Source organism: Flavitalea antarctica, assembly GCF_054461535.1.
Window position 1 is genome coordinate 43,928 of sequence record NZ_JBTLQG010000007.1, and the last position, 23,027, is coordinate 66,954.

The window sequence follows — 23,027 nt, forward strand, 5'->3', positions numbered from 1 at the left end:
AATGGAGATAGATCATAATGCCAAGTCTGGAGATCCTTAATTCAACTTGCCCTGGGCTCTTAACGCATTGATTAACCGGCTGTCGTTCCGCTGATCCGGAATGGGCGTTGCAGGGTTCGAACTCATGATATACATGCGGATCTTGTTGAGGGCAAAATGTTCCATCGAAATGTGGGCATTACATATTGAACTTGAATAGCTGGGCTTGTTTACAAAATAGTAGATCAGTTCCTTATCTACGGTAACTGCCAGCGGCTCATTGTCCATGAGCTTTTTGATCTTTTCACCCGCTTCGTTGCTGATGAGAAATTCTGAATTATTCTTATTATACGACCGTATTGCGCTATTGCTGATTAGTGGAGTCTCCGCAAGTTCTGCCCTTGAGCTATCAATTTTACAGGGCCCTGAACTCCTGGTAATTTTGAATTTATAAATTTCAACTATTTTACCTGTCCCCGCATCAGATTTATTACAGGAAGCGGCAATAATAAAACAAACACCGAAAATCAGGGCTCGTAATCTCATTCTGGTTTTTTTCTGATGACAACCGGGATTGACCGAGCGTTGTATTTATCACTTAAAAAGGCTTTCTCCACCGGTAGGCTGGTGAATCGATATATCTTCGACTAAGAATGATATATTGCCCATCAGCTGATTTGTTACCAACGAGCGTGATGTATCGTATGCTGTGTTATATCCCGGGGCTGTCAATTTACCTGTTTAGCCAATCTGCAGACCATTCTGGACAGGCTTGTCAGTAGTGAGCAATGTTACTTCAGGACCGTTTACTGCCCCCAATACCAGGCATTGGCTTTTCATGTTTGCTATTTGTTTTGCGGGAAAGTTTATCACACAAATAACCTGTTTGCCGATCAGCTCGCTGGCAGAATACAATTGAGTGAGCTGCGCTGATGATCTCCTGACACCCAGCTCTCCAAAATCTATCTCAATCCTGAAGGCAGGTTTGCGGACTTCTGCAAAAACTTCCGCCTTTATTACCGTGCCTACCCTTATATCCAATTTTTCGAAGTCCGGCCATGCAACCAATTCCTTTATTGTTTCCATAACACAAATTTCGAGTATTGATCTGAAAGTTGGCATAAGCAGATCCGCCCATCCATTTTCTACTTTTTCATTTGTGAGTTTGTCCTGCATGCCCCGGGAAGATGTCCGGTTAACAAGTGGTATTATCAACAAAGATTTGCGTTATTGCATAAAAAAGAATGGCAACAAAAAGTTCGAAAAAATCGGCACCACCAGCAAACGAAGAACAGGTCTCTTTGATCATTGAGAAGTTGGATTCCCCGCTGGGTAAGCTTGTCCAGAAGATCAGGAAAGCTATTCTCGAAACAGACCCGGCGATTGCTGAACAGGTGAAATGGAATTCGCCGGCATTCTATTACACCGGTGACATAAAACCATTTGATCCGAAAGAATACAAGCGTGACATCGTAGTCATTAATCTCCACCGCGGCAACCCGCTGTTGATTTTTCCGACCGGGGCAACAATCACTGACACCACCGGCCTGTTGGAAGGGAATTATAGTGACGGTAGAAGAATTGTAACTGTCAAAGATGAAAAGGACTTCGAAAGCAAAAAGGATGCATTGCAGATAACAATAAGGCAGTGGTTAACGCAGGTGGAAAAACCCTAAGACTATCGAAGACAAGTCTATAAAAAAAATCCTCATAACAGCCTGAAAACAGCATATTACGAGGATCGTGTGCCCAGAACAGGAATCGAACCTGCACTACCTTTCGATAACAAGATTTTGAGTCTAGCGCGTCTACCAATTCCGCCATCTGGGCTCAAACCGCATCAGTTGCTGATGCAATGAAAGGGATGCAATATTACGACATCACGCTCTTTCAGCCAAACGGGAAATTAAATAAATTTCCGAATGAGCTGTCCGAACATGAAAACAACTTCCAATCAGCGGCAACAGCTTTTTTTGGGAAAAATCCAGCGCCGTATAAACTTCAATATTTTCACTGCCACTACTATTCAATTTGATGACTGACCATTTCACCGGCAAAGATACCTCTAACTTAAACAGTCATGTTTTTAAGATCGGCAAAAATCCGTTAAACCTACTGGCCTTGACCGCATTTAGATTCATTACTCACTTCTGCAGAATAAAAAACAACCCTGAATAGTAATCGTCTTTATGATCTTCGATCTTAAACAATTTGAGAACGGCAAAATACGGAACAAGCAGCGCGAACAATAAATAGCGAAACACTTTACTTTTAACGGCATACACTTTCCGCCTTAGTATATCCCATATCACGGTGAACCCGTTTCCCAGCCGCTGGGACTGTATCTTCGAAAAGCTGGCAAATTCCGCTATAAACGTGCTTTCTGTCAACCTTATCCTGTCCTTAATATCACGATAAACAAAAGGAGTACTTATAAAGGCGGTACCACCGGGCTTCAATAACCGGTGAATCTCTTTAATGGCCCTGGTATAGTGGTCGAGATACAGGAACACCTCTATACAAATGATGCTGTCAAATGAAGCATCTTCGAAAGGAAGTCCTTCCTGTATATCTCCGTAGAGCACCCCGAACTCTTCGTTAGGGCTAAGGTCAACCGCAGTAACAGATGCATTGAATAAGTGATTATACCTCGGACGCATTGCACCTACATCAAGCATTTTCCCGGTGATAAGGTGTTTGTTATTTTCGAGGGCCTTTTCAACAAGGCAACGATGGTAGGTTTTAAAACGGTAATCTTTAAGGGACATATCTTTCAGATTGTATGTTAATTTATGCTAATATCTCAGTATCGACAAAACAAATCAGGCAAGCAACAAGCCGTTCGTGGAGTTTTAGAGAATTCGCCCGGGAATTATTGTAACATTTGACTGTCCATTACGTCTCTGGGAATAGGAGAATCCTAAAACATTATCATATGATCAGAAACTTCTTCAAAATTGCTTTCCGGAACATCGCCAAAAGCAAAACCTACAGCTTTATCAATATCCTGGGACTTGCGGTTGGCTTAGCAGTTTCGATGTTGATCGGACTCTGGATCTATGACGAATTATCATTCAACAAATATCATCCCAATTATGAAAAGATAGCGCAGCTTTATACTACCCAGACCTTCAACAATGAAACAGGTACCCATCGTGCGATTGCCATTCCTATAGCCGCCGAGCTACGTTCAAAATACGCGGCCGATTTTAAGTATGTGGCACTCGCATCCTGGAACTTTGGGCACGTACTTGCGGTTGGCGATAAAAAGATCAGCCAGGAAGGGATGTGGGTAGAAGAAGACTTTCCAAAAATCTTCCCACTTAAAATGTTGCAGGGAAGCATATCTGCTTTAAAGGATCCATCTTCCATACTCCTCACAAACACGATCGCCAAAACATTATTTGGCAAAGAGGATCCAATGAATAAAACGATCAGACTTGACAGCCACACAGAGGTAAAGGTGGCTGGTGTTTATGAAGATTTTCCGCATAATTCATCATTATACACCACCAAATATCTATTGTCGTGGAAGAAATATGGCGAGAACGAAGAATGGATAAAAAGGGCACAAACTCAATGGAACAACCACTCCTTTCAATTATATACACTATTAAATGACAATATTGATTTTGATAAAACAACCGCCAAGATAAGGCTGATTCCGAAGGCACATGTTGAAGAGGGCAAAGAAGAGATCCTGCTTCACCCGATGAAAAAATGGCATCTGCATAGTGAGTTTAAAAATGGAAAGATTGTTGGTGGACGGATAGAATTTGTATGGTTGTTTGGGATCATCGGCATTTTTGTGATGCTTCTTGCCTGCATCAATTTTATGAACCTGTCTACGGCAAGGAGCGAAAAACGAGCCAAGGAAGTGGGGATAAGAAAAACCATAGGATCATTGCGTAGCCAGCTGATCAGCCAGTTTTTAAGTGAATCGGTATTTGTGTCCCTGATATCCTATGTTGTTGCAGTGATACTCGTGTTGTGCCTTCTTTCATTCTTCAACGGCCTGTCAAATAAAGAAATGCGGTTCCCATGGACCAAGCCGGGTTTTTGGGCTATCACGCTTTTTTTCACGATCCTTACCGGCTTAATTGCCGGCAGCTATCCTGCATTTTACCTTTCAGGTTTCCGCCCGGTAAAGGTGCTGAAAGGAACCTTTCGTGCAGGGAGGTTCGCAGCATTGCCGAGGAAGGTTTTAGTCGTCATCCAGTTTACGGTATCCATTGCCCTGATCATCGGAACCATTATCGTCTTCAGGCAAATCCAACATGCCAAGAGCCGACCCGTTGGCTATACCCGCGAAGGCACACTCACTGTTATGATCGGCACGCCTGAGCTTGGAAAAAATTTGCAAAATATAGAACAGGAGCTGTTGACTACAGGCGCAATCACCAGCATGGCCGTGTCATCGAGTCCTTCAACCGGCGTGTGGTCCAACCAGATCGGGTTTGAATGGAAAGGTAAGGATCCGACCGATGTTCCGCTTTTTGGCATTGTAGCAGTGAGTCATGATTTCGGGAAAACGCTTGGATGGCAAATAAAAGAGGGAAGGGATTTTTCAAGAAGCTTTCCAACTGACACCGGAGCTTTCGTTTTAAATGAAGCAGCAGTTAAGCTGACCGGTTTTAAAAAACCAGTAGGTGAAATTATAAGATGGAACGATGTGGATCGACGAGTTGTCGGAGTTGTCAGGGACATGGTGATGGAGTCCCCTTACAGCCCTGTGCAACCAACTATTTTTTTCCTGGATTATAACTGGAGAAATGTTATTACTCTCCGCATAAATCCTGCATTATCAGTGAAAACTGCACTTGCCAAAATAGAGCCGGTGTTTAAGAAATTCAATCCAGGCGCTCCCTTTGAATACAGGTTTACGGATGAAGATTATGCTGAAAAATTTTCTGATGAAGAACGAATCGGCAATCTGGCGACTTTTTTTGCCATACTCGCAATCTTTATTTCGTGTCTCGGTTTATTCGGTCTGGCATCATTTGTGGCGGAACAGAAAACTAAGGAAATAGGCATCCGGAAAGTGCTGGGTGCCACTGTAACGAACGTCTGGGGCATGTTGTCGAAGGATTTTGTTTTGCTGGTGCTTATTGCCTGTGCGATAGCTATACCACTGGCCTGGTATTTCCTGTATGGTTGGCTCGAACGTTATGAATATCGCACACAGATATCCTGGTGGGTATTTATTGTAGCAGTAACCGGAAGCATGATGATCACTTTACTTACGATAAGTTTCCAGGCAATCAAGGCCGGCCTGGCAAATCCTGTGAAAAGTCTTAGGTCGGAATAAAGTCTGAGGTCCAGATAAAGATCTGAAGTCAGCCTGGAAAGGGTCGTCAAAATTGCATGATCCTTTCAATTGAATTTTTCCCGGTAAGCCTTGGGAGACAGACCAACTGTTTTTTTAAATAATTGTCTGAATGATTTCAGATCATTATATCCTGTTTCCAGCATCACCTCAAGGATTGATTGCCGGGATTGTTCCAACAGCTTCTTGGCTGCTTCAATCCGTGTTTTTTGCAGGTATTCGATCGGAGTAATCCCGGTGGCAAGCTTGAAGCGGCGTACGAGGTTACGCCGGCTGGCCGGAACCTCTACCAATAGCTGCTCAATCGTATTGCTCGTGTTGAATGACTGACTGATCTTTTGCTGTACCAGGCTGACCAGCTCATCACCATGATTTTTTGAAGGGAGGAATGTACTGAAATAAGACTGCTGTTCACGATCCATATCGATCGCGAAATACTTTGCAGCTCTTATCGCTATGTCCCTGCCACAGTAATTCTCGACAAGCTTTAACATCAGGTGCCAGCTACTGGTAGCACCTCCGCTCGTATATACATTATCGTCCTCGGTTACGACGGCCCGCGATTGCATGATCACATCAGGAAATGCCTTTACAAACGCACTTACTGATTGCAAATGGGTAGTGGCCCGACGGTTATTCAAAAGACCCGTTGCTGCCAGCAAAAAAGCGCCGGTGCAAAAACTGGCTACGGCAGCCCCCTCCTTGTATTGCTTCTGCAACCATTCGATAGCCTCACGGTTATCAGTGACCGCAGCCCTGGGATCAACGTTTCCAAATGCAGGCAAAAAGATCAGATCCTGCTTTCCGGAGTTTTGAATGTGATTGTTCTGATAACCTGGATATTTTACGGGATCTGTATCCGATGTATGAAACAAACTGATTTCAAAAAACGGTACGCCGGATTGTTCTTTTCCGTAAAGGTTTACTGTTTCAAACATATCCAGCATGGCAGCCATACTTAACAGGCGGTGGTTCCTGGCTAATAAAATCGCAAGCTTTGTCATAAATAAGGTTTCAAACCCGAATTTAATCGTTTTGTCTTAATTGCCCCCTTTTTTCGAGCAAGGCTTGTAATTTTCTGATTTTTTCCGGACAATACCGGCCTGGTAACATCTTCGCCTATGCATGCAAACGTCCCTTAGTCTTCAATGCGGTCCATGTTGCAGGGTACCAGTTTTTACCGCCCTCTTATTAGCTGTTTCATATGTACGTCGATTCCTGCGAGTGGTGCGTATTGGAAGTTGTGCTATAGGTAGGGTATGCCCCGCGTTCTTTAAGTTATGCTTCGGTAATGTAAATCGTGCTCCACTTTTTGAAAGTCAAGTTCCCCATTCTTTAAATTGTACTTCGCTTTTTGTAAGTCATGGTCCTAACCTCTAAATGATGCTTCACTTGTTATAAGTTATGCTTCTTTCCATTTGAAGTATCATCAGATACTATCCGCTTCGCATATACATGGGTGAAGCACCGGATTAACCTGCTTGTTTTGTCGGGATTTCAGGTTCCAGGCTCCCTCTGATTTAATTTTTCAAATCAGTGGCACGAGTTTTTAATACATTAATTATTATTAACTCTTTAAAAAATTATCATGGCAACAAAGAAAAAAGCCGCACCGAAAAAAGGAGCATCACGTAACGCAGCTCCTAAAAAAGGCGCACCCAAAAAAGCCGCTAAGAAATCTGCACCAAAAAAATCCGCTCCGAAAAAGAGCTCAAATAAATCGATGGATGATTCTTCTGCCCTGATGGAACTGTTTGTTGATGGACTAAAAGATGTGTACTGGGCTGAAAGTCATCTTATCAAAAATCTCCCTAAAATGCTCAAAGCAGCCGGGGCACCGGAATTAAAGACTGCTATTACAGATCATATTGAGGTAACCAGGCAACAGGCAAGCCGCCTCGAAAAAGTGTTTGGTCTCCTCGAGAAAAAAGCACAGGCCAAGAAGTGTGATGCCATGGAAGGTTTAGTGAAAGAAGGTAACAGCATTATAGAAGAAACCGAAAAGGGCACTGCTACACGTGATGTAGGTATCATACTCGCTGCCCAGAAGATTGAACACTATGAGATCGCAACTTATGGCGGCCTGGCTCAGCTCGCCAAAACACTTGGCCTCGACGAGATAAAGAATCTGCTCGGACAAACACTTGATGAAGAGAAACAAGCCGATGAATTACTTACCCAGGTGGCAGAAAGAAATATCAATGTAAAGGCTTCACAGGAAGACTAAGGGCTGAGTGAACGTCAAAACATAAATCTAAAAATGGCGGCCGGCGATGATTCACCGGCCGCCATTTTTATTTAAGCGCCCCATCGCATGCTCACTGCTTGTTAATCATTCCCTCAAGCTGTTTGATCACCTTCTTCATGTTAATGCCTTTTCCAAGAACAGGCTTGAACAGATCACCGGTCGACTTGAGACGATCCATAGCATTCATTATGGTGAAATCCTGTATACGCAAACCTTTTTTAACTTCTTCCCAATGTAATGGCATAGACACGGGGGCAAAGGGTTTTGGTCTTACAGAATAAGGCGCTGCAAGCGTTGCCTGTGGTCTGTTTTGCAAGAAATCAAGATATATACGGCCCTTGCGATTCGCAGTTAACCGTTCAATACTCGTGAAGTCAGGAATCCGTTCGTTCACCAGCCGCACAATCATCCGGGCAAATTCTTTTGAGTGTTCATAATCGTATTGGGCGCCAAGCGGAATATAGATATGCAAGCCGGTCGACCCCGATGTTTTAGGATAAGAGGGCACGGAAAGGGCGTCGAGTATTTCGCGCGTCACGTTAGCGGCTTCAATCACCTGCTCAAAATCGTTTTTATCCGGGTCGAGGTCGATAACGCACCAGTCAGGATTGTCGGGCGACTGCACCCGACTGCTCCAGGGATTCATCTCGATGGTACCTAATGAAGCCATATACAACAAACTTGCTTCATTTGAGCAAACAAGAAATTCCTTGTCACGTCCGTCTTCTTCACTATGATATGGGAAGGTCTGAATCCACCCGGGAACTTTACCACTAACGTCTTTCTGATAAAAACTTTTACCTGCTATTCCATTTGGATGCCGGTTCAGGGATTGCGGTCTATCCTTTAGATATGGCACCATAAGCGGGGCAACCTGGTAGTAATAGTTGAGCATGTCCCGTTTCGTGTATTTCTGATCGGGCCAGTAAATCTTACTCAGGTTTGTAAAAGTGATGAGATGACCATTCATCTTTTTCACCTGTCTTTCTTCGGAAGGATTGAGCAGCGTGCCCCTGTCTTTTTTTATCCCTGCGCTAAAAAGACTGTCAGCATCGTTCTTCACAGGGGAACTACCCGTAACCTTCTTTACAGGAGAATTACCCATAGCTTTCTTTACAGGAGCATCGGTAGCCTTCTTCACAGGAGAGTTACCCGCACCCCTCTTTACTGGAGCGCCCGTACCCTTCTTCACAGGAGCTTCGTTCTCAACCGTCACTTCGTTCAGTGTTTTAGGCACTTCGAGTACCACCTCGCCTGCTTTTTTATCTTCCCGCATGCCTTCAAAAGACGGATGACGCATTACCCCATCGCTTGTCAGCTCCCGATACGAAACTTCTGCGATGAGTTCAGGCTTCAACCAGGTGGCAGACGCTTTTGGCGGATCAGGCCGGAACCTTGAAGGTTTATTTATATCCGGAACTTCAATAAACGGACAAGATTTCCGAATGAGTGGCTTAAATTTCTTCATCATTTCCTGTTGCATCTTCTGTGTAAAACCAGTTCCGATCTTCCCGGTGTAATGCAACTTGCCATCTTTCATCACGCCAACCAGTAATGAGCTGAACAGTTTGGAAGAACCCTCATTGCTCGTGTACCCGCCTATGATCACCTCCTGCCTCGTAGAGGTTTTGATCTTAACCCAGGCTGGCGACCTTGCCCCGGGAACATATTCGCTGTCTGCCTTTTTAGCGATGATGCCTTCCAGATTCATTTCTTTCGCCATTTCAAAGAATGCAGTGCCGGTAGATTCAAAGTCAGCACTAACGAAAATGGTGTCGTTTTTTTCCGGCAATAGATCCACCAGCATAGCCCGTCTTTCGATCAATGGTTTTTCCATTAACGATTCTCCGTTTAACCAAAGCAAGTCAAATACATAAAACCGAAGGTCACCATCGGCCTCGCTGCGCCAGTTCTGCAGATTTCCGAAGTTTGCATGACCTTTGTCGTCCGCCACCATGATCTCACCATCCAGTATTGCGTTGATGCCAAGTTGGGATAGCGCGAGATGGACCGGGTAAAACTTTTCATTAAACGACTTGTCGTTCCTTGAACGAAGTTCAACTTCTTTCTTATTGATATAAGCAAGTGCACGATAACCATCCCATTTTACTTCGTAGATCCAACCCGGCTTGTCAAATGGTTTATCGATCAAGGTTGCGAGCATGGGACTTAAATGTTGGGGCATTTCCGTCCTGTTTGGCTTTATATCCCGGTGGGCTGCCGGGAGAGCCGCCTTCGAAACTTTCTTTTTTTTAATAATCGCCGAACCTTTTTTTATTGGCATGGTAATTTATATTGACTGGAATTAACCATGCAAATCAGGCACCAACAAATGAGGCATAATATTGTGATATAGCCGGGAGTAGCGCCTGGCACGGTTTGCATAGTGATCAGTAAGGTTCAGCTCAGACCGGAAACAACATAACACAACTGAGAAACCCTGTTTTCTATTATTGAAACAGGGTCTTTTTTTGCGGAACACCCTGGCTCCCCATAAACAATTACACCTACGTTACAGCACCAAAAGGAAAACTTAGCGTGATGGCATGATTTAAGTATCGCTGGATTAACACTTTGGTACAACATTTCAGGATGAAAGCTTACCTATGTCTGTCTCAACTGAAGAAACAATACAACGGGAAAATCTATTCCAGGATGTGTTCGATGCACTCCCTGTTGCCGTGACCTTGATAGATAGGAAAGGCGTCGTGCAGTTTGCCAACAACGCTTTTCTTGAAATGAGCGGATGGAATTATGGCGAGGTTATTGGCAAACGATTCAATACACTATTCCAGGCTCAGTTCGACTTTACAGATAATGAATTGAATAAGCATGATAAGCCCGGCTACGAATCCATTAAACACGATGACCAGGGCAAACCCGGAAAAAATTCCTTCCCACCTTCAAACGACAATTCACAGAAGCCGGGTACCTGCCAGTTAGTGCTCAGACTTCCGGGACATCAGCATCCTTACAGTGTGCAGGTAACAAACGTTTGTGACTTTTACTGCTTCACTTTTAATGGACGCGACCAAAAAAGGCCTTCGGATCATGCAAGTCATGACGCCGAATCTTTACGGCTTGCGTTACAAAACGAAACGCTGATTGAAAAGCTGAATACGATTGTTCAGCATAACCGGGACCTGCAACGATCTAACCAGGATCTGTACCAATATGCGTATGTGGCAAGTCATGATCTCCAGGAGCCGCTGAGAAAGATCAAAATCTTCAGTGATATTCTTGTAGGCAGTGGCCAGCTAAGTGGGAAAGAAAAGTTTATTGCCAACAAGATAATGATGGCTTCTGAAAGGATGAGCCTACTCGTTAGGGATCTGCTCAATTACTCTAAGTTGTTAAAAGCTGATGCGGTCTTCGAAGAAGTAGACCTCAACGAGATCGTCAAAGCCGTATTAATAGACTTCGAGGTTAAGATACAGGAGAAAAATGCTGTTGTTCATTTCCCTCAAATGCCGGCGATCCAGGGGATAAAATTGCAGCTCAATCAATTGTTTTATAACCTGCTTGGGAATGCCTTGAAATTCACGATTCCCGGCCAGGCACCGGAAGTATTGATCAGTGTCCGGGAAATAGATGATGTTAAGGCGAAGCAGTATATAGCTAAGCCTTTTCGTGAAACCTGTTATCTGCATATCCGGTTTGCTGACAACGGTATCGGTTTCGAACAGGAACAGTCTGAGCAGATCTTCGAAGTTTTTTCGCGGTTATACCCCAGGGAGGTATATGAAGGTTCCGGAATAGGACTTGCCTTATGCCGCCGGATTGTCCAAAACCATCGGGGTTGCCTTTTTGCTACCTCAGCGCCGGGGAAAGGTTCTTCATTCGATATTATCATCCCTACCCGGCATCCTCCTGGCGCGGGCAAAAAAAAGGGCCAGAATGAAGATTCAGCCCCGTTATAATCCAATATCCTATGAAAAACCTGATGCAATAATAGGCCATGCCCGCCTTCGGCCAAAATCGGGTTGAGTGAATGACCGGAAATTTGTGTGGGTGGCACTAAAAACATTGTAAATGACAAACGCCTCTCAATACATGGCACAAGCCCTACAATGCCTTAGGGGGACCTTACTCATTTATCGGCCCAATTGATTTACCCAGGTTGTCAGTAATATAAATAAGAGTTACCGCGCCGACGATACCGGCGATAACTGCTACGATAAGAAGCTTTTTCATGATAAACTTTTTATTAGGTTAAAAGGAATTCTTTATGTTATCCCCTGACTGGCCGGCTCTGATCCCTGACTCTTTTTATGCTGTCATGCGAATGAAGCAGTTCATCGAGCTGATCCGAAATCATTTCCCTGAGATAACCTGATAACTCCTCACATTGAATGGCTGTCCTGTATGCATCCGTAGTAGCATCCTCGTTGATTTCACAATTCTGAAATATATGGTGCCTCGTTTTGCCCGCGAATGTGGTTCTCACATTCATCCACGCCCGGTAGATTTTGCCTTCCAGGCTAGTTCCACGTTCAGCTTCTCCTCCAAGAATATCCACTTCGCGGGAAAGTACCTTGTTGTTTCGCTCAGATCCTTCAATCATTCTCAAAAATAATGGTGCAAGGGACTGGTCCCCGGCCTTCAAATCCTTAATTGCCAGTTTATAAGCCTGGATCCTGTCATTGTTGATTTCTATCAGGTCATTGAGTATTTCTATGGTTTCCATAGATATAGTGGTCATAAGCTTTCTTTAATGCTTCTTTACATAAAAATCTTATGCCATAAGAAAACAAGCGGAATCAGGCGGTCTGATCCTTCAGAACCTTGATCAGGTGGTGGGATTCCCTGATGCGGGATCGATGCTCAGTGAGCAGATCGCGGAGATAAGCGGCAACATCTTCTGCCTGGAGTGAAAAATCATATCCCATCAGCAATGCCGTTTCGCAGACTTCAGTATGATCGAGGATATTCAGCCGGTTTCCATCCTGGGGATGGTTCATTTTTGCAAGGGCGAGCTGGTAAATCTTTCCGCGCTTTAATGGCGACAAGTCAATAGACTCACCCATTGCCTGCAACTCAGTAGCTAAAGTAATTTTGTTTTGATGGCTTTCTCCTATTATCCGTGCCATAAGAAAGCGGAGCTCGTTATCTGCGGGCGAAAGTGAAGCAATCAGTCGCTCATAACGCGAAATGCGTTCATTGTTCAATTCTATCAGGTCATTTAAAACCTCTGCGGCAGTTTGGTCTGTCATGTTTAGATGCAGTCAGCTAATGCTGATATATAAATATAGTCCATTTTTACATTCAGCACTGACGGTTTCTAACCCTCATGTAGAACCGATCAGCGTCGATTAGGTTTGTTTGCATTGGTTGTATCAGTTGGTATCACCAGGTTGAGGTTAGCTTCTTTGACAACCGAATTAAAGTAGTTCGTCGCATCAGCTATCGTATTCTGTAGAGAATCATAACGCGACCTGAGTTCCAGGACAAGTGGAGCCGCGCGCCATTTCGGATCTTCGCCTAACTGGTTGAAAATTTTCCTGATATTGCCATCGATTTTTTTCTGATAATTTACAAATGTCAGTATGTCTTTGCGGGTAGTTACGGGTCTCCGGAAATCCAGGCTCACAACGGGTTGACGCTCCAGGAGATCCGTTACTCCGTACAAACGGATATCCTGGTCTACTGAAACATTTGACATCAGGTCCATAGCGAGATCGCCCATTTGTTGATACCTTAGTTCGAGGGTATCATAAGCGGATACCACCGGCTCAAGCGGAACAGTATCCGGGTCATCAGAACATTGAGTAGAACAAATCACAACCAAGAACAAAACTAATAAACGAAGATTCATAAATGATTCCCGGGGCTGAGGTTTAGCTCCTTAAAGATCACACATTTTACCAGATCTTTCTATATTTGAAGCTTATATTCAATCAAAAAAAAACGAACTGCCCGCATGGGCCATTATTCTAACATCATGAAGCAATCAATAATTGTTCTCTCAGTCCTGCTGGCTAGTTTTGGTACGATGGCGCAGTCAACTGCCCGGGAAAAAGGTGGCAACCCTGTCTTCCCCGGTTGGTACGCGGACCCTGAGGGCATTATCTTCGACAAAACGGTTTGGATCTATCCCACTTTTTCAGCACCATATGAAAAACAAGTTTTCTTCGATGCCTTCTCTTCAAAAGACATGGTCAACTGGAAAAAGCATGAACGTATACTGGATACCTCGAATGTGAAGTGGGCAAAGAAGGCGGTCTGGGCACCCTCAATTATTAAAAAGGGCAACAAGTATTACTTGTTCTTCGGTGCGAACGACATACAGAGTGACAATGAATATGGTGGAATAGGCGTTGCGGTGGCCGATAAACCGGAAGGACCTTTTAAGGATTTGCTGGGCAAACCGCTGATCGATAAATTTCACAATGGTGCCCAACCGATAGATCAGTTTGTGTTTAGGGATAAAGACGGAAAGCATTACCTCATCTACGGAGGTTGGAGACACTGCAACATCGCACAACTTAAAGATGACTTCACCGGCTTTGTTCCATTCAAAGACGGGACTACTTTTCGCGAGATCACACCAGAAAAATATGTAGAGGGCCCATTTATGTTTATCCGTAAAGGCAAGTATTATTTTATGTGGTCCGAAGGGGGTTGGACGGGACCTGACTATAGTGTGGCTTATGCTGTAGCTGATTCACCAATGGGACCATGGAAACGGGTTGGGAAAATTCTCCAACAGAATCCTGAGATAGCTACCGGCGCCGGGCATCATTCGGTAATAGGAGATGCTGCCAAAGATGAATGGTTTATTGTTTATCATCGCAGACCACTTAACGAAAAGGACAGAAACAGTCGTGAAACCTGCATTGATCGTCTGTATTTTGATGAACAGGGCATGATAAAACCTGTGATCATCACCCGCGAAGGAGTAAGAAAGTAATCACTATTCATTCTCGTAATGCCTTCCTGACGGAGTTCAGAAAAACCGGTACTTTCTTAAAGGGGTCGCCTGGTCCCAGGGTTTCTATGGGCAGATAACCCCGATACGACGAAGATTTGATGATCTTGAATAATCGTGCGAGATCAGTTTCCTTTTCCTCGCCGTTGATATACATCTTTTCTTTAATCTGCCAGTTGACTGCGTAGGGAATAGATTTTTCAATATCATTAAAAGGGTCGGGTCCCCGGTAACTTCCTATGTCCAGGACCAGGCCAAGCCAGGGTGAATTCACCGCTTTGAGGATTGCGATAGTCTCTTCCGAGGTTCTGACAAAATCATGGTGATTTTGTATGGCGAGCACCACCCCATGAGCTTTTGCCTCAGGGAGACATTGCCCTATGTTTTCAAGAACCATGTCCAGGTACCGAGCCCGCTGTTGTGCCTCAGGATACTTCAAACCCGTAAATATCCTTAATACCGGGGCGCCAAGTTTGGCAGCGACACCTATCCATGCTTTTACAGTTCGTACATGGGCCTGCCTTAATTCCGGGTCATCACTTGTAAAATCGTTCCTGACCCCTGTTCCACTTATGGCTATGCCATGCGAAAGTGCCTTTCGTTTAAAACTGAAAATAACATCGTCAGATGGAACCTCCGGGTATCCTTTGAAATAATAACCGGTTATATCGATAGCATCAATATCATGGTCAGCACAAAATTTTAAAAGGTCCTCAGGCCGGAGACTCCCTTTTGAAAGAGGATCGTTGAAAGAATATGCGTTCAGGCTGGTCTTAAGTCCACGTTCCGGCAACCGGAGGACGTCGGGAGTTAAGCCATGTCCATCTATACCTGGGTGTTGTAAATCCCTGGAAGCATTGTCTTTCATCATACCAAAAGCAGTGCCCGGCTTCACAAAAGGGGAAATTGCCGTAACAGCCAGTAAATTTCGCAGAAATTTTGATCTTTTCATATTCAGGGTCATTTCCTGGCTTCCCGGGGCGGATGGCGCAGGTATATTTACCTGAAATTTACGGTATAAAAACCCTGTTCAACCAATTAAATCCGCAGTATTATTGTATCGGTTTTTCATAGGATATTGGATTTAAAACGGGGTTGAATTTCTATTCAGACCCCTTTTTTATTTTGGGGCTATAGTCGCAGTAACCACATCAATTATTATCCGGTTTTCCTGGCGATCAATAGGGAAGCTTTTTCTTATTGCCCGACAAGGAGGGATGATAGATGGATTTGGCATTACTCAATACTGTTGCCTTATCAAGGGTCATAGGCTTTAGTTGTTGTTTCTGGAACATTTCCATCTGATCCTTAAAGTGTGGTGAATTAGGTTTCGATGATGCGCCGAAAGTGTTAACTGATTCGATGATGGGCAAGCCATTTTTTGGGTATCGAACAAAACATATATAGGCATCGCCCGAAATAACCCTTCTTAACCCGTTTTTATACGGCGCGCTGTATTCCGCTGTCAACACATCTGGTAAACCCCAGGCTGGCCGGGCATCATCTCCACGGACCAGCTTCTGCAGATCACCAAGTGTAATACCAGTTCTTTTGAAGTGTTTCATCATGTAGTCATGAACATACTGAAAAGTTGCAACCGCTTCAGCCTTTGTAATATCTCTTGAATCTGCACCCAATAATCTTTTCGATAAAAAGTCGTACACCAGCAGGAAGATAGCCGCGCCTTTACTATCAGTTACCGCTTTATGATCCCACGCCTGTAAAGTCTCTATGGTAGATTGAAGCTGTGGGTAATCTGTTGCTTTCAAATTGATCAGACTGTCAAGCCCATATGGAAACTCCAACGTTTCGGGCAATTGCTGATCATACTTAATTCGTTTCAGCTGCTCATAGTCCACCTTATCTGTTCCCTTCATAAGCTCCCCTACCCTGATGCTGCGGTTATTGTTGAAAGTTTCAAAACCATCCTTCCGGTCGAAAGTATTCCCGTTGAGGTTGTATTGATTGTCCGTGGCCAGGAAGGGAGAATGGTTCGTATTAAAAAGCCAACCAGAGCCTGGATTAACATACTGAGGCAAAGCGTTTATTGGCTTAAAGGATGTCCACAACGTTTTGGATGTGTTGCCAGGAACTGTTGACTTCCAGTTATAAGCGTTATCCGGATTTCTTACCGGCATTTTTCCATTACTGATATAAAAAATAGTATCATACCGGTCTGCATACATGATATTGAACATGGGGAGACTGGTCATGCTGAGCGCCTGGTAAAACTCTGAGAAATTCCTTGACTTGTTCATGCGGAACCACTGTTCAAGTCCTTTGCAATCCATGTTCGCGGGGAGTCGCATGGAAAACACACCCCTGTCTGTTTTTACCGTTGCGCCATATTTACTCCAATACACTTTCCGGCCTATTCCAACAGGAACACCTTTCACTTCTAGCTTAATCTTCTTTTCCTCCAGTGTCAACCACTCATTGTCAAATTTATACTGGTTGTTATTTGCAGGATTCATCTCCAGTTGGAAGACATCAATTTTATCCTGGTAGTTTACAGTATGTGCCCAGCCAAGGTTTTCGTTGGTACCATGAAAAATCAGGCATCCCCCGGGAAAGAGTCCGCCGAGCATATTCCAGCCTTCTTCGCTGTTAAGATGAGCCTCGTAAAAAGCGGTGGGGCCTTCTATTGGCTGATGTGCATTAATGGTAAGGAAAGCTTCGCCCGAGGTAGTTTTACTCGGATGGAAGACAAATGCGTTTGATCCTTCCCCACTGAGACCGGGAAGCGTCTTTATTTTTCCACCAAGGATTTGGGGAAGCACCTTATCAACCCCACAAAATATGCTGGTGGAAAAAACCACGGCAGTGAGATATTCTCTTTCGTTAAAGGGAAAAGCTTTTTTGTATTTGATTTCCTTAGGGTGTGCTTTGGCATATGCGTTAAGTCCGTCAACATATCCCTTCATCACGGCTATAAAGTCTGCACCCATAGTGTTCCATTGCTCATCAACAAGTTGCCGGCATCTCAGGAGGTTTACAACATAATCCGCCTCTGCTCCTTTTTTGCCCATGGCTGTACCAAGTTTTGCCTTGCCCATAAGCACAACAAGCTGGAGAGTCGCAAAATCATCTTCGGCATGTGCCCAGGCTAAACCATATGCCACTTCTGCGTCCGTTGGGGCGAAAATATGTGGTACGCCGAAGCTGTCCCGGGCAATTTGGATACTTTGGGGATTTATCTGGGCCTGTGTTTCCAAAGTCAGGAAAATAGCGACTAAAACTATGAATTTCATTCGTGTAAAGTAGGTCCAAAAACTCATTTTAGCATGATCCTGGTTAAGAATATCGGGGCTGGCATGTTTTTTAACTAAATTTTCATAACCACGCACTTACCTCATACGTAATTAAGACATCTAATATTTATTAAGCCGATACTAGGGTTAGTCAGGCCTGGACAAACAAATCTTAAAGTCATGGAAGAACAATCAACGCAGCAAGAGGTTTTGTTAATGACGGGAACCAGTTTTTCAGCAAGGCAGCGCATTGAAAATGAAGGATCCGGAAAAAGTCGTAACGTGGACGAAACAACTGAATTGGAAGAGGCATGTTGGAACGGCCTGTTACCGGCAATGTTACCGGAAATTTGCGCAGTTACAGATAAGCCGGTCTTTATCTGGAAAATCCGCGAAGGCAATGCCTTCCTGGAGGTTGAGATCAGTGACATTCCGCGTGATCTGGATGCTTACTATTCATTGGATCCATACGCATACGTCATGACCCGTAGTTACAACTAAATGGTCTCTGGATACCAAAAAAATTCGCAAAGCTCTGTTAACAGGGCTTTTTTTATGCCCTGTTAACAGCAATGGTCCTTAACCTTTTCTTAAAAACAAGTTTACAGCGTTCCGCTTAGCTTAAATACCCAGGCATCGTTTGACAGATTTTGTGACGGATCAACGGCGGGCATCGTAATGGTTAATTTGTTACCGGAGTGCGTGAATCTGACTGCACCGTTGTAACCCAATAACTTTACTGCAGCCGGCTTTTTAACACCATTGATCACCAGCGGTTTGTTGTCAGCAACAGTAACCATAGCAAACAGGTCTTTCCCCTTTGTTGAGTAAAAAACTTTTGTATCTTTTTTGATAGCAGGTGCTGCAGACCAGGCACGACTTCCATAGATAGCCTCTCCGTTTGTCTTCAGCCAATTCCCGATATCAATAAGTCTTTGCTGCATAATAACCGGTATCCGGCCATCTGCAGTTGGGCCGATGTTAAGTAGCAGATTACCACCACGTGCAACCTTGTCGATCAGGATCTTTATCACCTCCCGGCTGCTTGAATAATCTTCCAGTTTTTCGTTACGGTTATATCCAAAGGAACCGCCAATTCCGCGACATTCTTCCCAGGGATGAGCTATCATTTTTCCTGAGGCATTATCATCGTGAACAAGGTCATATTCTGTTGTGTAAAAGGAACCGTGTTTAGAACGGGTTTCCTTACCCCACCGGTCATTAACAACAACGTCTTTCTTCACCGGACTTTCATTAAATAACCAGCTCAGGAACTGGGTGCTTTTCCAGACCTCGCTGGGATGATCCCACTCACCATCTGTCCATACAAGATCAGGATTATACCTGTTCACCAGGTCCTTCATCTGTGGGATCATATGTTCATCAACATATCGGTTAACATCTTCCTTATACAAGGGATTATACCATTCGTAGAGTGAATAATAGAAACCCATTTTCAAGCCTGTCTTTTTTACCGCTTTCGACAGATCGCCTGCCAGGTCGCGATGTGGTCCCACATCCATTGCATTCCAGTTCCAGGAATGTACACTGGGCCAGAGTGGGAAACCCTCATGATGTTTGGAGGTCAACACTACATACTTAGCACCGGATTGCTCAAACAACTTTGCCCATTCATCAGGATTGAACATCTCCGCTTTAAAGCCACTGACAAAATCATTGTATTTAAAATCTTTGCCATAGGTTTTTTCATGGTGGGCAAGAAACATCTTTCCAACAGCATTATTATCCGTCATTCGTTTACCGTACCATTCCGCATATTTTGAATAGGTTGGGATTTCGGGACCGGTCGGTGCCCAGGCTGGTACTGAGTATAATCCCCAATGTATAAAAATGCCGAATTTGCTGTCCTCGAACCATGAAGGTATGGGGCGGCTGTCAATAGACGCCCAGTTGGGTTCATATTTTTGCGAGTATCCATCAACGTTATACAACAGCGTTATTGTTGTAAAAAAAGCAATCAGTCTGATCCGCAGTTTGTTATTCATCTGGCTGGTTTGAATGTTTATGATGATGCACAGAGCAACCTTAATTTACAAATGGCCCGTTGAAACTAATGAATAATTCAGAAAGTCGTATTTTAAGTCTTTAAAAAAATTCAATGTCGGTAACCAATAAGTCGGTCAGGCAGTTTATTGACGAATCAGGCGCAGATGAACTGATCAGGGAAATAGATGAGACGCTGAGGCAAAGAAACAACGGAAAGAAACCGGTCTATTCTGACCTTGTATTAAGGGAGGATGGTAACGAATATGAATATGTCAATTATGTGCAGGAAGGCGGGGGTGTTCTAGGTATCGCATTGATAGGTTACACTTATGCATTAGAAAAACTGGGTTTTCGTTTCCTCAGGCTGGCCGGTACGAGTGCTGGTGCGATTACCACTATGATGCTGGCGGCAGTTGACAGAAAAAATTATCCTGGCCATGACTTCAGGCTGCAGTCCGAGATCATGCTACATGAGTTGATGAGTTATGATTTGTGGCACCTGGTAGACGGGCACTGGCTGGCGAAAAGGTTGATCCGGATTTTTATTAACTACCGCTTCGGCACCCGTTTGTTGAAGTTCCTTGTTGGCTGCTCTGTGGTTATACCGATCCTTTATGCGTTTTATATAATCATTGTTCAGCAGGTTGATAACCATTTGGTTTTTTCGCCACTGTTTACCGTTATACACAAAATATTCAGCGCATTGGCCCTGCTTTCAGTGATTGCCCTGGTGATACAATTATCTATTTTCTTTTATTTCAGGCTCCGGTTCGCGCGTGCCGGTTTTGGTATCAATACAGGCAAAAATTTTCATCAGTGGATCACAGAGATCTTACAAAGAAATAACATAAGCACGCTTGAACAGCTGGAAACGAAGATTACAGAGCGATATGGGAACATTGAAATGCGCCCGGAACGCATCGCACAAAATATTCCAGGGGATGATGTTTCGGTTCCTTACCCTTATCTCACCCTCGTTGCGAGTGACATCACCGCGCAGACAAAAGTGGAATTTCCACTAATGGCGGCCGACTATTGGGCGGATCCTCCTTCCATCAACCCTGCGGATTTCGTGAGGGCCTCAATGTCGATACCGATCTTTTTTGAACCGTTCCGTGTAGCCGTACCGCAACACGTCCAGAATACCAGCCGGCTACAAAAGATGACTGCTACACTAAGGGATAAGAAAACAAGTGCACCGAAGATTTCATTGTTTGTGGATGGCGGAATATTGTCAAATTTCCCGATTAACGTATTTCACAACTCGACGGTAGTGAGTTCAAGATTGCCAACGTTTGGGGTAAAGCTGGAAGATGATAAACATATCAGTCCCGGAAAAGAAGAGCCTGAATCAAAAAGCTTATTTCAGTATTTGATGACCGTTTTCAGTACGGTAAGATTTTATTATGACCGCGATTTTCTGAAGCGAAACGCCATGTATGAAAAGTGCATCGGCTATGTGGATGCTGCTGAATACAACTGGCTGAATTTTGGAATGGATGAAAAAGCAAAAAAAGAGTTGTTTTTAAGAGGAGTACAAGCGGCAAAAACTTTTTTTCTCGGTGGTAAGGTTTGGGTTGATGGCAAAGAAAAAGAAGTTCCCGGTTTTGACTGGGAAGCGTTTAAGCTTGAACGACAGCGCCTGTGATCCTGCCCGCAGGTGGCCGGAGTTCATGAAGAGATCCGGACCACCTTTATCAGAAGCCAGGGCAGGTAATAAGAATACGAACACCCGGAGCTTTTAGATTCAGATGATTAACACTTTTTTGAGTAAGTGTTTGCACTGGCAAACCTTGCACCAAATTCGTCAAGTGCCGATGAACGAAAGTCAGTTCTGACGGGGGTTTCATGGGAATTTACAAGTCCAGCCAGCCATTGGGGACGTGGAACAGTTATCAACACGGTGGGGATATTCAAATCCCCCGGGGATAGCCGCGTTTCCTATTTTTGAACCTGTCATTTGGTTCCCGCATGGGCGGGACTAAAAGGGAAACCGGTGCGAATCCGGTGCTATCCCCGTAGCTGTAAACTCCTTGGTGCCATGAGTTCCGGGCCGTTCAAACTACACACCACTATCAATATTATGATGGGAAGGTAATGAACGGCGGAGTAAGCCAGAAGACCTGCCAGGTGACAAACACTGTCCGCTTTCGGAGGAAAGGCCAAAGTGACTGGATTTTTATTTCAACCGGTTATGCTTTATTGATGCCTCCTTATTGTGTCTGCCGACAGGCAAATAAAATTGTCATCTACTAAATACACTTGCGATGGAAACTGAATTGTTGTTAAGAGAGAATAAGGATCGTTTTGTTATCCTTCCGATTAATTATCCCAAGATCTGGGAAATGTATAAAAAGCACGAAGCCAGCTTCTGGACTGCTGAGGAGATTGACCTCAGTGGCGATATGAAAGACTGGTCGTCTTTAAACGATGGAGAAAGACATTTTATTTCACATGTCCTCGCTTTTTTTGCTGCCAGCGATGGAATCGTAAATGAGAACCTGGCCGTAAACTTCATGAGCGAGGTTCAGCTTCCGGAAGCACGTTGTTTTTATGGCTTCCAGATCATGATGGAAAATATCCATTCCGAAACTTATGCCTTATTGATTGATACCTATATTAAAGATCCCAAAGAAAAAACACGTTTGTTCCATGCCATTGATACCGTTCCTGCGGTAAAGAAGAAGGCTGAATGGGCACTTCGCTGGATAGACCAGGGAAATTTCGCAGAACGCCTGGTGGCTTTCGCGGCTGTTGAAGGAATCTTCTTCAGCGGAAGTTTTTGTTCCATATTCTGGATGAAAAAAAGAGGGCTTATGCCGGGCCTCACATTCAGTAATGAACTCATAAGCCGTGATGAGGGACTTCATTGTGAATTTGCATGCCAGTTGTACAGCATGCTGAGTAACAAGCTTTCCCAGGAACAGGTTCATAAGATTATCTCAGATGCGGTGGTGATCGAAAAAGAATTTATCACCGAGGCATTACCTGCTGCACTGATAGGCATGAATGCAAAGCTGATGCAGCAATACATCGAATTCGTTGCTGACCGCTGGCTTAGTGAACTTGGTTATGACAGGATGTTTAATGCAACCAATCCTTTTGATTTCATGGAAATGATCTCACTTGAGGGTAAAACTAATTTCTTCGAGAAACGTGTAGGAGATTACCAGAAAGCAGGTGTCATGGCAGGAAATAAAGACTCCCAGACCTTCAGCCTTGAAGATGATTTTTAATTGAACTGAGCGCAGGAATACTAACCACGGATACTATATACAATACCCATTA

General features: G+C 44.1%; 19 protein-coding genes, 1 tRNA gene and 1 riboswitch. Of the genes, 8 read left to right on the forward strand and 12 right to left on the reverse strand.

Annotation, left to right across the window (positions count from 1 at the left end; genetic code table 11):
- Positions 1–36 precede the first annotated feature (36 nt).
- The gene (locus ACX0G7_RS09170) at positions 37–525 is read right to left on the reverse strand and encodes a hypothetical protein (protein ID WP_458923156.1); all 489 of its coding nucleotides are present in this window, start codon (positions 523–525) and stop codon (positions 37–39) included.
- A gap of 195 nt (positions 526–720) precedes the next feature.
- Positions 721–1,155 (reverse strand): tRNA-binding protein, encoded by a 435-nt coding sequence (locus ACX0G7_RS09175; RefSeq protein WP_458923157.1) that lies wholly within the window; start codon positions 1,153–1,155, stop codon positions 721–723.
- A 68-nt stretch (positions 1,156–1,223) separates the two neighbouring features.
- Between ACX0G7_RS09175 and ACX0G7_RS09180 the strand changes: the two genes are divergently transcribed.
- Positions 1,224–1,655, forward strand: a complete 432-nt coding sequence (locus ACX0G7_RS09180) for a DUF1801 domain-containing protein (protein WP_458923158.1) — start codon at positions 1,224–1,226, stop codon at positions 1,653–1,655.
- Positions 1,656–1,725: 70 nt separating this feature from the next.
- Here ACX0G7_RS09180 and ACX0G7_RS09185 read toward each other — a convergent pair.
- Positions 1,726–1,809 (reverse strand) — tRNA-Leu (locus tag ACX0G7_RS09185).
- A 314-nt stretch (positions 1,810–2,123) separates the two neighbouring features.
- A complete protein-coding gene (locus tag ACX0G7_RS09190; RefSeq protein ID WP_458923159.1) occupies positions 2,124–2,747 on the reverse strand; it encodes a class I SAM-dependent methyltransferase in 624 nt (207 codons plus the stop codon).
- A 167-nt stretch (positions 2,748–2,914) separates the two neighbouring features.
- Here ACX0G7_RS09190 and ACX0G7_RS09195 point away from each other — a divergent pair, with 167 nt between their 5' ends.
- Entirely contained in the window at positions 2,915–5,287 is a 2,373-nt protein-coding gene (locus tag ACX0G7_RS09195) for an ABC transporter permease (RefSeq protein WP_458923160.1), read from the forward strand.
- 65 nt (positions 5,288–5,352) lie between these two features.
- Here the strand turns inward: ACX0G7_RS09195 and ACX0G7_RS09200 are convergent, their stop codons facing one another.
- A complete protein-coding gene (locus ACX0G7_RS09200; protein WP_458923161.1) occupies positions 5,353–6,309 on the reverse strand; it encodes a GlxA family transcriptional regulator in 957 nt (318 codons plus the stop codon).
- A 584-nt stretch (positions 6,310–6,893) separates the two neighbouring features.
- Between ACX0G7_RS09200 and ACX0G7_RS09205 the strand changes: the two genes are divergently transcribed.
- Entirely contained in the window at positions 6,894–7,532 is a 639-nt protein-coding gene (locus ACX0G7_RS09205; protein ID WP_458923162.1) for a YciE/YciF ferroxidase family protein, read from the forward strand.
- A 91-nt stretch (positions 7,533–7,623) separates the two neighbouring features.
- Here the strand turns inward: ACX0G7_RS09205 and ligD are convergent, their stop codons facing one another.
- Positions 7,624–9,837 (reverse strand): DNA ligase D, encoded by a 2,214-nt coding sequence (gene ligD / locus ACX0G7_RS09210; protein ID WP_458923163.1) that lies wholly within the window; start codon positions 9,835–9,837, stop codon positions 7,624–7,626.
- A gap of 322 nt (positions 9,838–10,159) precedes the next feature.
- On the opposite strand from ligD, the gene ACX0G7_RS09215 reads away from it, so the two are divergent.
- Positions 10,160–11,473, forward strand: a complete 1,314-nt coding sequence (locus ACX0G7_RS09215; RefSeq protein ID WP_458923164.1) for an ATP-binding protein — start codon at positions 10,160–10,162, stop codon at positions 11,471–11,473.
- Between the two features lie 311 nt (positions 11,474–11,784).
- On the opposite strand, the gene ACX0G7_RS09220 is transcribed toward ACX0G7_RS09215, so the two are convergent.
- From ACX0G7_RS09220 to ACX0G7_RS09230, 3 genes are all read right to left on the reverse strand, one after another.
- Positions 11,785–12,255, reverse strand: coding sequence for a PA2169 family four-helix-bundle protein (locus tag ACX0G7_RS09220; protein ID WP_458923165.1), 471 nt, complete (start codon positions 12,253–12,255; stop codon positions 11,785–11,787).
- 58 nt (positions 12,256–12,313) lie between these two features.
- The gene (locus ACX0G7_RS09225; RefSeq protein ID WP_458923166.1) at positions 12,314–12,766 is read right to left on the reverse strand and encodes a hypothetical protein; all 453 of its coding nucleotides are present in this window, start codon (positions 12,764–12,766) and stop codon (positions 12,314–12,316) included.
- A gap of 89 nt (positions 12,767–12,855) precedes the next feature.
- The gene (locus ACX0G7_RS09230) at positions 12,856–13,335 is read right to left on the reverse strand and encodes a hypothetical protein (protein ID WP_458923167.1); all 480 of its coding nucleotides are present in this window, start codon (positions 13,333–13,335) and stop codon (positions 12,856–12,858) included.
- A gap of 159 nt (positions 13,336–13,494) precedes the next feature.
- On the opposite strand from ACX0G7_RS09230, the gene ACX0G7_RS09235 reads away from it, so the two are divergent.
- A complete protein-coding gene (locus ACX0G7_RS09235; protein ID WP_458923168.1) occupies positions 13,495–14,463 on the forward strand; it encodes a glycoside hydrolase family 43 protein in 969 nt (322 codons plus the stop codon).
- Between the two features lie 7 nt (positions 14,464–14,470).
- On the opposite strand, the gene ACX0G7_RS09240 is transcribed toward ACX0G7_RS09235, so the two are convergent.
- Positions 14,471–15,433: a sugar phosphate isomerase/epimerase family protein gene (locus ACX0G7_RS09240; RefSeq protein ID WP_458923169.1), complete on the reverse strand. Its 963-nt coding sequence runs from the start codon at positions 15,431–15,433 to the stop codon at positions 14,471–14,473.
- A 226-nt stretch (positions 15,434–15,659) separates the two neighbouring features.
- Entirely contained in the window at positions 15,660–17,732 is a 2,073-nt protein-coding gene (locus tag ACX0G7_RS09245; protein WP_458923170.1) for a penicillin acylase family protein, read from the reverse strand.
- Between the two features lie 180 nt (positions 17,733–17,912).
- Here ACX0G7_RS09245 and ACX0G7_RS09250 point away from each other — a divergent pair, with 180 nt between their 5' ends.
- Positions 17,913–18,233, forward strand: a complete 321-nt coding sequence (locus tag ACX0G7_RS09250; RefSeq protein ID WP_458923171.1) for a hypothetical protein — start codon at positions 17,913–17,915, stop codon at positions 18,231–18,233.
- Positions 18,234–18,334: 101 nt separating this feature from the next.
- On the opposite strand, the gene ACX0G7_RS09255 is transcribed toward ACX0G7_RS09250, so the two are convergent.
- On the reverse strand, positions 18,335–19,738 hold the full coding sequence (locus tag ACX0G7_RS09255) for an alpha-L-fucosidase (protein ID WP_458923172.1): 1,404 nt from the start codon (positions 19,736–19,738) through the stop codon (positions 18,335–18,337).
- Between the two features lie 113 nt (positions 19,739–19,851).
- Between ACX0G7_RS09255 and ACX0G7_RS09260 the strand changes: the two genes are divergently transcribed.
- Positions 19,852–21,387: a patatin-like phospholipase family protein gene (locus ACX0G7_RS09260; RefSeq protein ID WP_458923173.1), complete on the forward strand. Its 1,536-nt coding sequence runs from the start codon at positions 19,852–19,854 to the stop codon at positions 21,385–21,387.
- Positions 21,388–21,683: 296 nt separating this feature from the next.
- Positions 21,684–21,884: riboswitch (cobalamin riboswitch) on the forward strand.
- A 122-nt stretch (positions 21,885–22,006) separates the two neighbouring features.
- Positions 22,007–22,975, forward strand: a complete 969-nt coding sequence (locus ACX0G7_RS09265) for a ribonucleoside-diphosphate reductase small subunit (RefSeq protein WP_458923174.1) — start codon at positions 22,007–22,009, stop codon at positions 22,973–22,975.
- Positions 22,976–23,027 lie beyond the last annotated feature (52 nt).

Excerpts from the sequence above, each read along its gene's own strand:
- ACX0G7_RS09245 (WP_458923170.1), bottom strand. The coding sequence starts at position 17,732 with ATGAAATTCATAGTTTTAGTCGCTATTTTCCTGACTTTGGAAACACAG.
- ACX0G7_RS09200 (WP_458923161.1), bottom strand. The coding sequence starts at position 6,309 with ATGACAAAGCTTGCGATTTTATTAGCCAGGAACCACCGCCTGTTAAGT.
- ACX0G7_RS09190 (WP_458923159.1), bottom strand. The coding sequence starts at position 2,747 with ATGTCCCTTAAAGATTACCGTTTTAAAACCTACCATCGTTGCCTTGTT.
- ACX0G7_RS09220 (WP_458923165.1), bottom strand. The coding sequence starts at position 12,255 with ATGACCACTATATCTATGGAAACCATAGAAATACTCAATGACCTGATA.
- ACX0G7_RS09250 (WP_458923171.1), top strand. The coding sequence starts at position 17,913 with ATGGAAGAACAATCAACGCAGCAAGAGGTTTTGTTAATGACGGGAACC.
- ACX0G7_RS09215 (WP_458923164.1), top strand. The coding sequence starts at position 10,160 with ATGTCTGTCTCAACTGAAGAAACAATACAACGGGAAAATCTATTCCAG.
- ACX0G7_RS09195 (WP_458923160.1), top strand. The coding sequence starts at position 2,915 with ATGATCAGAAACTTCTTCAAAATTGCTTTCCGGAACATCGCCAAAAGC.
- ACX0G7_RS09255 (WP_458923172.1), bottom strand. The coding sequence starts at position 19,738 with ATGAATAACAAACTGCGGATCAGACTGATTGCTTTTTTTACAACAATA.
- ACX0G7_RS09240 (WP_458923169.1), bottom strand. The coding sequence starts at position 15,433 with ATGAAAAGATCAAAATTTCTGCGAAATTTACTGGCTGTTACGGCAATT.
- ACX0G7_RS09235 (WP_458923168.1), top strand. The coding sequence starts at position 13,495 with ATGAAGCAATCAATAATTGTTCTCTCAGTCCTGCTGGCTAGTTTTGGT.
- ACX0G7_RS09180 (WP_458923158.1), top strand. The coding sequence starts at position 1,224 with ATGGCAACAAAAAGTTCGAAAAAATCGGCACCACCAGCAAACGAAGAA.
- ACX0G7_RS09265 (WP_458923174.1), top strand. The coding sequence starts at position 22,007 with ATGGAAACTGAATTGTTGTTAAGAGAGAATAAGGATCGTTTTGTTATC.
- ligD (WP_458923163.1), bottom strand. The coding sequence starts at position 9,837 with ATGCCAATAAAAAAAGGTTCGGCGATTATTAAAAAAAAGAAAGTTTCG.
- ACX0G7_RS09205 (WP_458923162.1), top strand. The coding sequence starts at position 6,894 with ATGGCAACAAAGAAAAAAGCCGCACCGAAAAAAGGAGCATCACGTAAC.
- ACX0G7_RS09225 (WP_458923166.1), bottom strand. The coding sequence starts at position 12,766 with ATGACAGACCAAACTGCCGCAGAGGTTTTAAATGACCTGATAGAATTG.
- ACX0G7_RS09170 (WP_458923156.1), bottom strand. The coding sequence starts at position 525 with ATGAGATTACGAGCCCTGATTTTCGGTGTTTGTTTTATTATTGCCGCT.
- ACX0G7_RS09260 (WP_458923173.1), top strand. The coding sequence starts at position 19,852 with ATGTCGGTAACCAATAAGTCGGTCAGGCAGTTTATTGACGAATCAGGC.
- ACX0G7_RS09175 (WP_458923157.1), bottom strand. The coding sequence starts at position 1,155 with ATGCAGGACAAACTCACAAATGAAAAAGTAGAAAATGGATGGGCGGAT.